Below are 14238 nucleotides of genomic sequence, written 5' to 3'. Positions count from 1 at the left end.
GATGACTACTCGGGCGGATCACTCCGGAGCCGAACAAACAGGACAGGAGATTCACCGAAAATCGTTGTTTCTCCATACCCATTCTATATATTGCAACTCGTCGGTTGGGATAGCGAACCGATGGGAGGTGCATCACCTCAGATTAGTGAGGTGATACTTCGAAAGCTACACGCTTATCTCCAATACGTGCCAGCATCAGCGTTGCTCGGTTCTTCGCGCCCTTGGGTGCGCCGGCCAGAAGAATCTTGCGTAGCTCTTCTGGCGTTGCATCAACTCCGCGCTTTTTGATGTCCAAGGTGCCAATGCCATTGGCCTTGACCCAGCTACGCAGTTTCTTCACGTTGTAGTCGTGAACTGCTAGCACTTCATAACCACGAGCAAAGGGAGTGGAGATCTTATCTTCATGCGTGAAGTAGGCAATGTGCTCATCAAGCAGATGCCCTCCGGTGCTTTCCAAAAGCTTTGAAATCAGATGAGAACGGATCACCGCACCATCGGGTTCATAGATGTGCGCAGCCAGTTCACCAACTTCAGCTAACTTGTCATCTTTGTCCGCCACAGGGCTCGTCAATTCATGAGCGCCATCTTTGTCGATGACCAGAGCAGCGCGAGCCACGTTCTCACGCTTGAGTTTGCCAAACCAGAGGCACGCTTCAATGACTGATCCGTGATCAGAAATCCACACAGATTCTGCATTCGCAGGAATGGCATCGTGGGGCAGGCCTGGGCCAAGCTTCACGCCAACATCTAGTCCGGAATCAACCAGTTTCTCAACAAAAGACAGGGGAGGGGAGAAGGCCTCTGGGTCAAAGAGTCTGCGGGTACTACCGGCGACATCGGTTCGGCGTGCCGGATCAAGCCAGACTCCGTCAATTCCAGTCAGGTCTGTTTCCTCAGCTCCACCGTGCACAACCTTGGCATTCTCAAATGGCATCAGGTTCAACGTGGTTGCTGCCGCGGTGGTTTCATCTTTTTCTACCGCGGTGACCTGCAGTCCGGCACTTGCCAGTGCAATCGAGTCAGTACCAATACCGCAGCCGAGGTCAGCCACGTGGGTTGCGCCAGCCTTGGTGAAGCGTTGGGCATGTAGCCCGGCGATGGTCAGCCGGGTGGCCTGTTCCAGACCGGCCGGAGTGAAAATCAACGAGTCAGCAAAAGGGCCAAACTTGACGCGGGCTTTGTAACGAAGCTCGGACTGGGCAATGACCGCACGAACCACTTCTGGTGCGTGCCCGTCCTTGCGCAGTTTTTCATTCAGGGTCCACGCTGCATCCTTGGAAGAGACCATGGATGGATCAATGGTGGAAAGCAATTGCCAGCCTTCTGCAGAAAGCAGAGCGGCGAATTGTTCGTTGAGCGTTGAGTCGTTAGAAGCCTGAGCCATGTCTCAAGCCTAGCGTTGATAGTTTGCTTGTTTTGTCTAGAAGCCTGTTGCCTCCAGTTGGGCGATGTGACCTATGTGACACTACGGCGTCATATTCAGATTCTCTTGATGGTCTTGAAGGTCGGTGCAATCGGGTGCTGCCCACGCCTCGGGAGAGATCGGAGTCAGGGCATTTGGGTTCAAACTGTGAAGCGTGATTCTTGGCTGGCTAAGCGAAGCTGTTTCATGGAGTGCCATTTGTTTAGAAAGCGTAATGCTTTGTTGCATCCTTCAAATGTTTCTGGCGGGTAGAGCTTTGGCTGATTTAGAGTCAGTCGTTCGAGTTAGCGAGCTGCGAAGCCAGATTGCTCGTGTTGCGCGATAAAGGCGAAGTGCATAGAGGAAAACTGAAGTGACTCAGGTCGCATTCGGTCATGGTTTGGTGTTCCATGGCACCTGTGAAGAAATCTATGCAGCGAACGACAACGACGTCGAGCAATCAATTGCCAACAAGTGTCGGGGACCTGAACGACCCTGCGCCACTGGCTCAAAACCAACTCAAGCGCGGCATGAGTAGTCGCCACCTACAGATGATTGCCATCGGTGGGTCTATCGGTACCGGCTTGTTTGTCGCCTCGGGTGGAACCATCGCGGAGGCTGGACCTGGCGGCGCTTTGGTGGCCTATGCGGCAGTCGGCCTGATGGTCTACCTGTTGATGCAATCACTGGGGGAGATGACTGCCAAGCTCCCGGTGGCTGGTTCCTTTCAAACCTTCGCTACCCGATTTGTTTCACCCTCGTTCGGCTTCGCCATTGGCTGGAACTACTGGTTCAACTGGGCCATCACCGTTGCTGCTGAACTTGTAGCCGCCGGCATCGTCATGAGCTTCTGGTTGCCCGATGTTCCGGGCTGGATTTGGGCTGCAGTATTCCTCGTGGCGCTAACGGCACTAAACGCGCTCTCGGCCAAAGCTTTCGGCGAAGGTGAGTTCTGGTTGGCCATGATCAAAGTTGCCACCGTGGTAGCTTTCTTGGCTGCTGGCGTGTTGATGATCTTCGGAGTGCTCGGAACGCAAAGTGACCCACTGGCCAACTGGAGGGAAGGCAAAGAAGTCTTCCATGGTGGTTGGCTGTCCATTCTTTCAGTATTCATGATTGCCGGTTTCTCTTTCCAAGGCACCGAGCTGGTGGGTGTTGCTGCCGGTGAAGCTAAGGACCCCCGCCGAGAAGTTCCCAAAGCAATCCGCCGAGTCTTCTGGCGCATCATGCTCTTCTACATCGGTGCCATCTTCATCATCGGTTGCCTCATTCCTTTTGCTGACCCCAGCCTGTTGGCCAGCGGTGAAGCGGATGTTGCTTCCTCACCTTTTACTTTGGTCTTTGAACGCGCAGGCATTGCCTTTGCTGCGGCAGCAATGAACGCAGTGATTCTTACAGCGATTCTCTCTGCCGGGAACTCCGGTCTTTATGCCTCTACCCGCATGCTCTACTCCATGGCCCATGACGGAAAGGCTCCCAAGATTTTTGGACGCACCAATTCCCGCGGTGTTCCGATTATCGCTCTGATGGCTACGGCAGCGGTGGGTCTGTTTGGGTTCCTGACCGCACTGGTAGGGCAGGGTGCCGCCTACACCTGGTTGCTCAACGTCTCCGGACTATGCGGATTTATTGTCTGGGTAGGCATCGCCGCATCACACTACCGCTTCCGGCGCGGCTATTTGGCGCAGGGCTATAGCGTCAAAGATCTTCCGTACCGTGCACCATTGTTCCCCTTGGGTCCTATCGTGGCGTTCATAATGCTTATTGCCGTGATTGTTGGACAGAACTATCAGGCGGTATTAGCCGGTCATGGCCTGGAAGTACTGTCCGCCTACATTGGTCTGCCACTATTCCTCGGGCTGTGGTTGGGGCACCGGTTGGTCACTAAGTCAAAGATGGTCACCCTTGAACAGATCGATCTTTCGGCTCCGGAGGACATCGAAGAGTCGGCTGCTGTGCGCTCTGCGCGAACCGGTGTGACGAACTAAGGGCATTCGTTAGCACTCGCCTTGACCGAGTGCTAAAGCACGTCCTAAAGTCAGTGTTGGAAGTTCTGCACACTTTATTGGGTGTGGAACCACCGCCTGACTGGATACCACCAACTGGCACCGCGACGACGGTTGGTCCAATGCCATAGGGCGCACCCCTACCACCATTGGTTCGTACACGAAAAGGAGAGACCATGTCTGTCTCCATCAAGCCGCTCGAAGACCGCATTGTCATCAAGCAGGTCGAAGCCGTAACCACCACCGCTTCGGGCCTTGTTATCCCTGATTCCGCTAAGGAAAAGCCACAGGAAGGCACCGTTGTTGCAGTAGGCCCCGGCCGCATTGACGACAAGGGTAACCGCGTTCCTGTAGACGTTGCTGAAGGCGACGTAGTTCTGTACTCGAAGTACGGCGGAACCGAGGTCAAGGTCGGCAACGAAGAGTACCTCGTACTCTCGGCTCGCGACGTACTGGCAGTTGTCGTAAAGTAACGCCACCCTCTCTAAAGTTTCAGGAGAAAATGCATGGCTAAGCAGCTAGCATTCAACGAGGAAGCGCGACGCGCACTCGAAGCGGGCATTGATAAGCTCGCGAACACGGTGAAGGTTACCCTCGGCCCACGCGGTCGTAACGTGGTGCTTGCCAAGACCTGGGGCGCCCCGACCATCACCAATGACGGTGTCACCATTGCGCGTGAGATCGATCTTGAAGATCCATATGAAAACCTTGGCGCACAGCTGGCCAAGGAAGTAGCCACCAAGACCAATGACGTAGCAGGCGACGGTACCACCACCGCCACCGTGCTCGCTCAGGCACTGGTTAAGGAAGGCCTGAAGAACGTAGCTGCAGGTGCTGCACCAGGTGATGTCCGTAAGGGCATCGAGCTGGCCACCGAGGTTGTTTCGCAGGCACTGGCTGCTAACGCAGTAGAGGTAGCGGATAAGGTTGCCAACGTTGCTTCCATCTCCGCTCAGTCCGATGAAATCGGCGAACTGCTTGCTGAGGCTTTTAAGACTGTTGGCACCGATGGTGTCATCACCATTGAAGAGTCCTCCACCACCGCTACCGAATTGGTAGTGACCGAGGGTATGCAGTTCGACAAGGGCTACCTCTCGCCACAGTTCATCACCGACCAGGAGCGCCAGGAAGTTGTTCTGGAAGACGCCCTGATCTTGATCAACCCTGCCAAGATCTCCACCGTGGCTGAATTCCTGCCACTGCTGGAAAAGGTTCTGGAAACCAAGAAGCCACTGCTGATCATCGCCGAGGACGTTGAGGGCGAAGCCCTTTCCACCCTGGTGGTCAACAAGCTGCGTGGCCTGCTGAACGTGGTAGCCGTCAAGGCTCCAGGCTTCGGCGACCGCCGCAAGGCAATGATGCAGGACCTGGCTATCCTTACCGGTTCCCAGGTTGTCTCCCCAGAACTGGGCTTGTCCCTGGATCAGGTAGGCACCGAGGTTCTTGGTTCCGCACGCCGCGTGACCATCACCAAGGATTCCACCACCATCGTTGATGGTGCCGGAACCGATGAAGATGTTGCTGAGCGTGTAGCCCAGCTGAAGGCTGAGCTGAACCGCACCGATTCGGAGTGGGACCGCGAAAAGCTTTCCGAGCGTCTGGCCAAGTTGGCTGGCGGCATCGGCGTCATCAAGGTGGGCGCATCCACCGAGGTTGAGCTCAAGGAACGCAAGCACCGCATCGAGGACGCAGTGTCCTCTACCCGTGCCGCCCTTGAAGAAGGCATCGTTGCCGGTGGCGGTACCGCCCTGGTTGACGCTCTGACTGCTCTTGATACCGATAGCTCCATTGTTGGCCTTGAAGGTGACGTTGCAGCTGGTGTGGCCATCGTGCGCCGTGCACTGGTTCAGCCAATGTTCTGGATCGCTACCAATGCCGGCTTCGACGGTTCAGTAGTTGTTTCCAAGGTGGCAGAGTCTCCAGCTAATGAGGGCTTCAACGCCAAGACCGGTGTTTATGAGAACCTGATCAACGCAGGTGTCATTGACCCAGTCAAGGTCACCCGTTCGGCACTGCGCAACGCAGCATCGATCGCAGCACTCGTGCTGACCACCGAAACCCTGGTAGCCGAGAAGGCCACTGAGGTTGCGGAAGACGCACACAGCCACTAAGTCATTGACTAGGCTTTGAAGCCGCCGTCGGATCAAGTTCTTACTTGAGCCGGCGGCGGCTTCTTTTCATTAGTAGTTCGATATTCAACTACGAGGATTGGCTGTTAGCATCAGGTTTTGGAGTTGCATAATGAATTCGCGTCGGTTGTCTGGTGCAAGGTGACTTCGGCGGGATGCTCGATCAAGTCATTCTCGTGGTCGTTCCGCAAACTCGGCAAACCGCCAATCGGAAAATCTATTTCTTCAGTATGTGCGTTTTCTCGTGCTTGGTAAACAGCACGATAATGAGTATGGCTATTCCTAGCTCGCTACAGATCAGGCCAAAGCCATAGGCAATTTCCGCCAGATTTCTGGAAGTTTCATCCATGTCCTCCGGGTTATCGAATCCCGCCGTGATGACCCATTGCGAGGTGAACAACAGAAACGCCAAAGTCAACAAGATCTTCGCGAACATGCTAAGCCAATCTAAAAGGCGACGTGGTCGTGACTGGCGTTCGATCTTGTCAGCCAAAATTGCTAACGTCGAATCTATTGATCTTTGTGTGCTGCTGCCCTCGGGCAGGTTTGTTCGCGCTTCCGCCAAAGTTGAAAATTTCTTGCTCAGCGACCGTTCATCAAATCCCTGGTAGACGACAAACAAAACTGCAATTGTCGTCGATATCGGTCCCATCCACTGAAGGCTCATTAGGCAATCATAAAATGACGATTCTTTGGCATGGGGGTGACGCACGTCAAATCCTCAAGTTCACAGGGAATTTGTCGGTTCCAAGGCTCAGTTAATCTTGCGCAAGTCAGCTCAATACAAGCTCTGCATTTATTGCTTGAGGAGCGCTGTAGGGCGTGCCAACCTGTGTGGGGATCACAGTGTCGATTGATAGGCTCAATAGTTGTCTGACGTGTCAAGAAGATTAAACACCGAAGTCATGCCCGAGTCCCCGACGGAAGCATAGCTTGTGACTACCGCCCTCAAACAGCCCCGGAAAAGCACCAAAGGTGCTGACTTTCGGGTCGACTTACAGGGTCTTCGAGCCTTAGCCGTATTGCTGGTGATGTGCTATCACATATGGTTCTCCAAGGTCTCCGGGGGAGTCGACATCTTCTTGATGCTCTCCGCTTTTTTCCTCACCTCATCCACCGCTCGCAGAATTTCTCGCGGTGAACGCACGCCACTCATTACTGGATGGCTGCACCGGTTCTCCAGACTAATCCCGCAAGCTGCGACGGTGATCATCAGCGTTATCGTTGCCGCCTGGATCATCTTGCCCAGTAGCCGCTGGGTGGAGCTCATCGATCAGTCCAGAGCATCAATGCTCTACAAACAGAACTGGTATCTGGCTAATCATCAGGTCGATTACTACGCGTTCAACACAGACTCAGCCTCACCGCTACAGCACTTCTGGTCCTTATCCGTTCAGGGACAAATCTTCATTCTCTGGCCCATAGTCTTGGCCTTCAGTGCACTGATCTGGAAGCTGTTCTCCAAGCGTTTCAACTTCGCGTGGGTTGCCGGAACGCTCTTCGGATTGATCTTCATTGGATCTCTCGCGTTTTCCATCAACATCACTGCCACTAACCAGCAGGTTGCCTACTTCCACACCGGCGCACGCCTTTGGGAATTTGCTCTCGGTTCCTTGTTCGCCCTGACCTTGCCCTGGCTGAACACCCTGCCAGAGAAGATCCGCCGAGTTGCCGGCTGGGTAGGAATGCTCACCATCATTGGCAGCGGAGCCGTGCTGGATGTCCAAGGTCAGTTCCCGGGCTTCATGGCTTTGGTCCCAACGCTAGGCGCCGCGATGATTATCGCTGCCCCTGCACCTCGCAACTGGGCCAACCCATCAGGGTTCTTGTCCATGAAGCCATTGGTGAAGCTCGGCGACCTGTCCTACGGCATGTACCTGTGGCACTGGCCAATGCTGGTCTTCTACCTAGAAGCCTCCGGCAAGGAGCACGCTTCCTTCCTTGACGGAACGGTACTGATCATTTCTGCCATCGCGGCTTCATGGGTCACCACCAACTTTGTTGAGAAGCCGGCGGTCAATTGGCAAAACAACTTCAGCTTCCCGCACTGGGTACCGCAGACAGGTATCAGGGTCCTCGGCCAGGTGGCAGTGGTGGCCATTGGCCTGGGCATCGTCAACCTCTCGGTGACCGCGTGGACCAACAATGTGGCTCACCGAAGTGCCGTCGCCGCCACCCAAAGCGTTGCCGATAACCCCGGAGCCACCGCAACCGAGGACTGGGATCCTTCACCTGCCGCATTGACGTTGCCTTTGGCCACCGAGTTGGAAGATGAATGGCAGTCTCCAGGGAGCTCCTGCGCCGGGTCCAACAGCCCTAACGACGAGCGCATCATGTTCTGCGAACAGGGTGGAAACTTTGATGGTTCTCCAGATGTGGTGTTGCTGGGGGATTCGCACATGCAGCACTGGTCCGAGGCCGCCGCTTCCGCAATTGAAGAATCCGGCGGAAGCTGGGTACTGGTCTTCCACCCCGGATGCCGCTACGGCTCCGATGCTGACCGCTCAGAACCTGAATGCGCTGACTTCCAAGATGCAGCCAAAAAGTATGTCGCTGATCTGAAACCCAAAATGGTGATGACCACGGCCACCAAGACCGTGGCCGACACAGCCGATGATGGCCGCACGCCGGGGCAGCAGGAAACCATGGTGGACCACTACGCCGAAGCTATCCAGCCATTCCTCAATGTAGGCAGCAAGGTCATCGCCATGCGCGATACCCCGCGCTACACCTACTCCATAGCCGAATGCGTTGATAATCATGCCAAGCACCCTGAAGCCTGTGACGGATCAGCCGCAGAGACATTAGCCCAAGACAATCCGGTTCAAGATTTCTTGGCGAAGCATGATTATGGCGAGCAAGTTGTCTCATTAGATATGACCGGCTTGCTCTGCCCTGATGGGGTCTGCAAAGCTGTGATCGGTAATGTTTCAACGTACTTAGATGATTCACACCTATCCAAGACTTTTGTGGTTAGTGCCAAGCGCCAATTTGCTGATGCCTTCACCAAGGCCACCGGCTGGCAATAAGTCCTATCGGAGACCTGTTAACGCATGAGCTTGGACACAGAGTCCCGTACGGGAATAACGCTAGCGCCAAAAGGGCTCTACCATTTAACCAACCTCCGCATCCGCTCCGAAAGGTTCCTACGTGACTGAGTTCAACCCCTTTGCCTTTGAAGGACTCACCTACGACGACGTATTGCTGTTGCCTGGCCCGACGGATGTAATCCCTTCGGACGCTGACACCACCACTCGCTTCACCAAGCGCATCAACATTGCAGTGCCAATCAGCTCCGCTGCAATGGACACCGTCACCGAAGCCCCAATGGCTATCGCACTGGCACGCCAGGGCGGCATCGGCGTGATCCACCGCAACCTCTCCATTGAGGCCCAGGCCAAGCAGGTTGACCAGGTAAAGCGTAGCGAGTCGGGCATGATCACCGACCCAGTCACCGTGCACCCGGGCGCCACCTTGGCTGAATGGGATGAGCTGTGCGCACAGTACCGCGTCTCCGGTCTGCCAGTAGTTGATGAGAACCGTAGGCTGCTGGGCATCATCACCAACCGCGACACCCGCTTTGTTCCTCGCGAACAGTTCATGACCACCAAGGTCTACGAAGTCATGACCGGCATGCCACTGGTGACCGCTCAGGAAGGCGTAGCCCCTGAAAAGGTTATCGAGCTGCTTTCCAAGAACCGTATCGAGAAGCTTCCGCTGATTGATGATGATGGCAAGCTGACCGGTTTGATCACCGTCAAGGACTTCGACAAGGCCGAGCAGTACCCACTGGCCACCAAGGACGACGAAGGTCGTTTGCGCGTAGCAGCAGCCGTTGGCTTCTTCGGTGAAGGCTACGAGCGCGCCATGACCTTGATTGACGCTGGCGTTGACGCCCTGGTGGTTGACACCGCTAATGGTCACTCCCAGGGTGTGCTGGAAATGATTGCTCGCCTGAAGAAGGATCCTGCTGCTGCCCACGTAGATGTGATCGGTGGACAGGCCGCAACCCGCGAGGGTGCTCAGGCAATTATCGATGCCGGCGCTGACGCCATCAAGGTTGGCGTGGGCCCAGGCTCGATCTGCACCACCCGTATTGTTGCCGGTGTTGGCGTACCGCAGGTTACCGCGATCTACGAAGCAGCTAAGGCTGCTATCCCAGCTGGTGTGCCACTGATCGCTGATGGCGGTTTGCAGCACTCGGGCGATATCGGCAAGGCACTGGTTGCCGGCGCTGACTCGGTGATGCTCGGCTCGCTGCTGGCAGGTACCGCAGAGTCGCCTGGTGACCTCGTCTTCATGAGCGGCAAGCAGTTCAAGGCTTACCGTGGCATGGGCTCGCTGGGCGCCATGGAAACCCGAGGCAAGAACACCTCGTACTCCAAGGACCGTTACTTCCAGGCCGATGCACCTTCCAACGAGAAGCTGATCCCTGAGGGCATTGAAGGTCAGGTTCCTTACCGCGGCCCACTGTCCGCAGTGGTTCACCAGCTCACCGGTGGCCTGCGCCAGACCATGTTCTACGTCGGTGGCCGAACCATTCCAGCACTGAAGGAGCGCGGCAAGTTTGTTCGCATCACCTCCGCTGGTCTGAAGGAGTCGCACCCGCACGACATCATGATGACCGTTGAAGCCCCGAACTACCGTTCACGCTAAACTCATCTGAAAATTTCCCGTCCGGGATGACGCTCAAGCGTTGTTCTGGGCGGGATTTTTCGTTTCAGGATTGAGGGATTTCCACAGAGGACTTGTTGCATTGTCCGTACCGCGGCTCTCCTAATTCCTTGGATGATTAGCCTTGTTCACTGGTCAGTTCCAGCTGTCTCCTCGTTCCTTCTTTTCAAAGTATTTCTTCTTTGTGTTCTCACGAGCTTGCGACGTGATTCGGTCTATGTCGTCAGAGAAATGTTCTTTGGGCATCGTCTTGAAATCATCAAACATCCTCTGTTCTTCTTCTGGAGACAAACCAGGAATCCAACTCTTTGTGAGGAGAATTTCTGCTGCATTGAGAACTGCAACAAGCGCCAGGAGTAGTGTTGCGGCTGCTATGTCATTGGTGATTCCGAAGGTCGCAACAAAAGTAATGAGCAAGGCGGCTGAGAACGGCAAGAGAACATACGCGAGTCCTCCCGGTTGGGTCCGGTTTCGCTGTTTGACTATCGGCCGTTCAATGACAGCGCTCATGAATTCTGCGATGAGGTAGGAGCAGAATAGGGCAACTGCCAATTGCCCGAGCGCGGTATCAAGTTTGAAAACTAGAGTGCATAACCAGGCGAGCAAGAATGCCAGCACGGCTTTGACGGCCCCTGTCATGAGATGGCCACTGATTGATTGGCTGAGTGAGGGGAATCTAGTCTGTTCTGTTGGCACACTTCACCTTATCTTTTCGCATGGTTTCCTAGAAGCAGGCCGCGACAACTCCATTGAGTCCAAGGGCCGCCTTTACCAGTTCCGCAGCTGCTGGACCCATCTGTGCCGCGAACTGTCCGCTTCGAATGGCCGACCATATGCCGGATACGCTCTTGAAGATTGCTTTGGCCTCTTTGAACCAGCCGATGATTTTTCCAATTGAAATGCCGTCCTTCGCACCCTGGAATATGATCCACAATTCCCTAGCGCGCTAAATACTTAAGTGGGAGAATAAAAGAGCACTCCAGAAATGGGGCGTCGTGGGATTAGGTGGCACCAAGTCCCTCGTAGCCACCTCTCAGAGGTGCGGAGCCCAGTGCGGTTACACCGAGCTCAGCGGCCGTATGGCGAACCACTTAGAGGACCTCAATAATGAGCCTCAAGAGGGCCACGATAAGTCTTGAAACACTGGTGAGCGTTGGACTTTCGTGGCCTTCAGCTTGCAATGGCAAGGCCTGAGGCACTTCTTCTGCTTCTTCATGGGTCATCACTCAAATCAATGGATCCTTTTCAGAACCACCAGTCGGGTACGCGAGCTGAACTTACCCGCGTTTGAAATTGAGCTGATTAGTTACCGGACCACCCCAACGACGTGCTGAATTAGTCTTCTACTAGCGCTCACTAGCTTAAGTAGTCTTAAGTGCCTCACGCTTGGTTGCAATCAACGGTGAACAATGCGCGCGCAACAGCGTCTTAGGCCGGCGGAAGGCGTTTAGAACTACTTAAGGTTGCTTAACGCATTTTCATGAATTGTAATGGTGATCACAGGAAGTATTGAGAACCACTTAATTCACCAATGGAGGTGCGCGTTGACTATTCAGTCGCAGTTGTCGCTTCGGCCTTCGCGCGTCTCCGCTGCCGCCGTCGCTCGTACCGCTGGCGTTTCTGCTGCCACGGTCAGTTACATCATGAATGGACGGCCCGGTGCTTCTGCAGAAACGCGAAGGCACGTACTGAAGGTGGCCGGTGAATTGGGCTACCGCCCACACAACACCGGCGAAGGCCACGATCCGTTGCTTACCAGGGTTGTCGGGTTGGTTCTGCCCAACATCGTGAACCAGATGTATACGTACTGGTCTCAGCACATCATCAATGCGACCACGGCTGCGGGCTTTGATGTCTTTGTTGCAACAACTGGTGATGATCCGGAAGCGCTTGCGCAAGTTGCAGAGACACTGGCCGCTCGAAACGTGGACGGCGTGATCATTGCGGCGGCAATACGGGAAGACTCTCGCTCGTTGAGAACTTTTCGCCAGAAAAGGATTCCATACGTTTGCCTGTCCCGCAGTTCTGAGCATCTACCCGGCGATTTTGTCGGCATAGATGATGACAGTGCTGCGGAGGAGCTGATGACTCACGTGCTAGATCATGGCTACACCGAAGTAGCTACGATCATTGGTCCGCGAACTTCGACCGCTTCGCAAACCCGCGAGCACGCCTTCGTTAGAGTCGCTGGTTCTCGGGGAGTCCGAATAACGGGGGAGCGCCGAATTAGCACCAAACTTAGTTCGGAAGGCGGGCAGGTCGCCGCGAAACGATTATTCGATTCAGGCAACCCGCCACGCGCTATCGTTTGCGGCTCAGATGAAATTGCCCTGGGCGTCATGGAACATGCGCTTTCTCGCGGATTGAAAATACCGCAGGACGTCGCTGTTGTGGGCTCGGATGGGCTTAAGCGAAGCCGATCAAAACTCATCGGACTGACAACGATTGTTCAACCAGTTCAAGAGATGGCGGAAAAGTCCTTCGAGCTCCTGTTGGAGCAGATCGTCGAACCTCGAAAGACCTATAAACAAATCATTTGTGGTCACGGCCTGCACATTGGCGTGACTTGTGGCTGTACCAGCGAATAGCATCCGCCAGCCAGATCCATTCATCGCGTCAAATTCATTGAATAGGCCCACGGGCCATTAATTGTCATGCTCTCATGCAGAAGGAATGTCTCATGCAGACTACAAAATCCACTTCGAACATGCGCTCACCAGAGGTGCTCAACAAGGTAATTTTCCGGCGCATCATGCCGTTGCTCATCGCCGCGTATGTCATCGCATTCATCGATCGAACCAACATTGGTATGGCTAAAGATCGCATGGAAATTGACCTTGGAATATCCGCTACCGCCTATGGAATCGGTGCCGGTCTGTTCTTCCTGACCTACGCACTTTCCGAGATCCCTTCAAACCTGATCATGCATAAGGTCGGCGCCCGTTTTTGGATCATGAGAATCATGATCACCTGGGGCATACTCTCCGCATGCATGTCGCTTGTCCAAGGCGAATGGACCTTCTACATCTTGCGCATGCTACTTGGCATCGCTGAGGCAGGACTTTTCCCGGGCGTCATTTACTTCATCACCCAGTGGTTCATGGTCAAGGACCGTGCTCGCGCTAATGGGCTGTTCTTGCTTGGCGTGGCACTTGCAAATGTTATCGGTGCTCCGCTGGGCGGGCTGCTGCTGACTCTAGATGGCCTTGGCGGTCTGCACGGTTGGCAGTGGATGTTTATTATCGAGGGAATCCCTGCTTGCTTCTTGGCTATCGCGGTCTGGAAACTTCTTCCAAACAAACCAACCGAGGCAAAATTCCTGAGCAGGGCTGAGGCCGAAGATCTTGAAGCCCGTATTGCGGCTGAAGAGACCGCAGGCGCGAAGGCAGCCGGTAATTCCAAACTGATTCACGTACTCAAGGACAAGCAGATCCTCCTAGTCGTAGCGATCTACTTTGCCCATCAAATCGCGGTCTATGCCTTGAGCTTCTTCCTGCCTTCAATCATTGGCACCTACGGCGAACTATCTTCTATTCAGATCGGTCTGCTGACTGCCATCCCTTGGTTCTTCTCAGCAATCGGCGCACTACTGATACCTCGTCTAGCAACCAATGGATCACGCTCACGAGCCATAGCCGGTGCAAGCATGGTCGGCATCGTTGCAGGTTTCACCCTCGGTGCACTAGGTGGTCCTGTTCTGGGATTGATCGGATTCTCCCTGGCAGCGTTCAACTTCTTTGCACTTCAGCCGATCCTCTTCACGTACCCCGCTACGCGACTGACTGGTGCGGCTCTTGCGGGAGGCATTGCATTTGTGAACACCATCGGTCTCTTCGGCGGATTCCTCGGCCCTTACGTCATGGGACTCCTAGAGGAAATCACAGGCAACAAGATGTCCGGGCTGTGGTTCATTGTCGCCATGTGCGTCATGGGAGCGTTGCTGACTTTGAAATTACGCAGAGGCACAGAAGACCCTTCCGCAGCCAACGGTTCCGGCCACTAAAACGACAATTTTCAGGAGCAACGG

The 14238-nt window shown here is 54.7% G+C and carries 11 protein-coding genes; 7 read left to right on the top strand and 4 right to left on the bottom strand.

Annotated features, from left to right (window positions below; all coding sequences use genetic code 11):
- Positions 1–142: 142 nt before the first annotated feature.
- Positions 143–1384: a class I SAM-dependent methyltransferase gene (locus EYR88_RS05710; protein WP_131088723.1), complete on the bottom strand. Its 1242-nt coding sequence runs from the start codon at positions 1382–1384 to the stop codon at positions 143–145.
- Positions 1385–1932: 548 nt separating this feature from the next.
- Here EYR88_RS05710 and EYR88_RS05705 point away from each other — a divergent pair.
- The 3 genes from EYR88_RS05705 to groL all read left to right on the top strand — a co-directional run bounded on the left by EYR88_RS05705 (position 1933) and on the right by groL (position 5519).
- Positions 1933–3390 (top strand): amino acid permease, encoded by a 1458-nt coding sequence (locus EYR88_RS05705; protein WP_242632542.1) that lies wholly within the window; start codon positions 1933–1935, stop codon positions 3388–3390.
- Positions 3391–3584: 194 nt separating this feature from the next.
- Positions 3585–3881 carry a co-chaperone GroES gene (groES, locus tag EYR88_RS05700; protein WP_022874060.1) on the top strand — a complete coding sequence of 99 codons (297 nt, stop codon included), beginning with the start codon at positions 3585–3587 and terminating at the stop codon, positions 3879–3881.
- Between the two features lie 33 nt (positions 3882–3914).
- The gene (gene groL / locus EYR88_RS05695; protein ID WP_131088722.1) at positions 3915–5519 is read left to right on the top strand and encodes a chaperonin GroEL; all 1605 of its coding nucleotides are present in this window, start codon (positions 3915–3917) and stop codon (positions 5517–5519) included.
- A 235-nt stretch (positions 5520–5754) separates the two neighbouring features.
- Here groL and EYR88_RS05690 read toward each other — a convergent pair whose 3' ends face one another.
- The gene (locus EYR88_RS05690; RefSeq protein WP_131088721.1) at positions 5755–6204 is read right to left on the bottom strand and encodes a hypothetical protein; all 450 of its coding nucleotides are present in this window, start codon (positions 6202–6204) and stop codon (positions 5755–5757) included.
- 268 nt (positions 6205–6472) lie between these two features.
- Between EYR88_RS05690 and EYR88_RS05685 the strand changes: the two genes are divergently transcribed.
- Positions 6473–8566, top strand: coding sequence for an acyltransferase family protein (locus EYR88_RS05685; RefSeq protein WP_131088720.1), 2094 nt, complete (start codon positions 6473–6475; stop codon positions 8564–8566).
- Positions 8567–8687: 121 nt separating this feature from the next.
- The gene (gene guaB / locus EYR88_RS05680; RefSeq protein WP_131088719.1) at positions 8688–10193 is read left to right on the top strand and encodes an IMP dehydrogenase; all 1506 of its coding nucleotides are present in this window, start codon (positions 8688–8690) and stop codon (positions 10191–10193) included.
- A gap of 153 nt (positions 10194–10346) precedes the next feature.
- Here guaB and EYR88_RS05675 read toward each other — a convergent pair whose 3' ends face one another.
- Together EYR88_RS05675 and EYR88_RS16355 are read right to left on the bottom strand one after the other, a co-directional pair.
- Positions 10347–10907 carry a hypothetical protein gene (locus EYR88_RS05675; protein ID WP_131088718.1) on the bottom strand — a complete coding sequence of 187 codons (561 nt, stop codon included), beginning with the start codon at positions 10905–10907 and terminating at the stop codon, positions 10347–10349.
- 395 nt (positions 10908–11302) lie between these two features.
- Entirely contained in the window at positions 11303–11434 is a 132-nt protein-coding gene (locus EYR88_RS16355; protein WP_278184783.1) for a hypothetical protein, read from the bottom strand.
- A 321-nt stretch (positions 11435–11755) separates the two neighbouring features.
- Between EYR88_RS16355 and EYR88_RS05670 the strand changes: the two genes are divergently transcribed.
- Both EYR88_RS05670 and EYR88_RS05665 read left to right on the top strand, forming a co-directional pair.
- A complete protein-coding gene (locus tag EYR88_RS05670; protein ID WP_242632465.1) occupies positions 11756–12799 on the top strand; it encodes a LacI family DNA-binding transcriptional regulator in 1044 nt (347 codons plus the stop codon).
- 92 nt (positions 12800–12891) lie between these two features.
- Positions 12892–14214: an MFS transporter gene (locus tag EYR88_RS05665; RefSeq protein WP_242632464.1), complete on the top strand. Its 1323-nt coding sequence runs from the start codon at positions 12892–12894 to the stop codon at positions 14212–14214.
- Positions 14215–14238: the final 24 nt, after the last annotated feature.

This window comes from Arthrobacter sp. S41, from assembly GCF_004320535.1.
GTDB lineage: Bacteria > Actinomycetota > Actinomycetes > Actinomycetales > Micrococcaceae > Glutamicibacter.
Note: the sequence above shows the minus strand (reverse complement) of the source record. Positions and strands in the feature narration are given on the sequence as shown.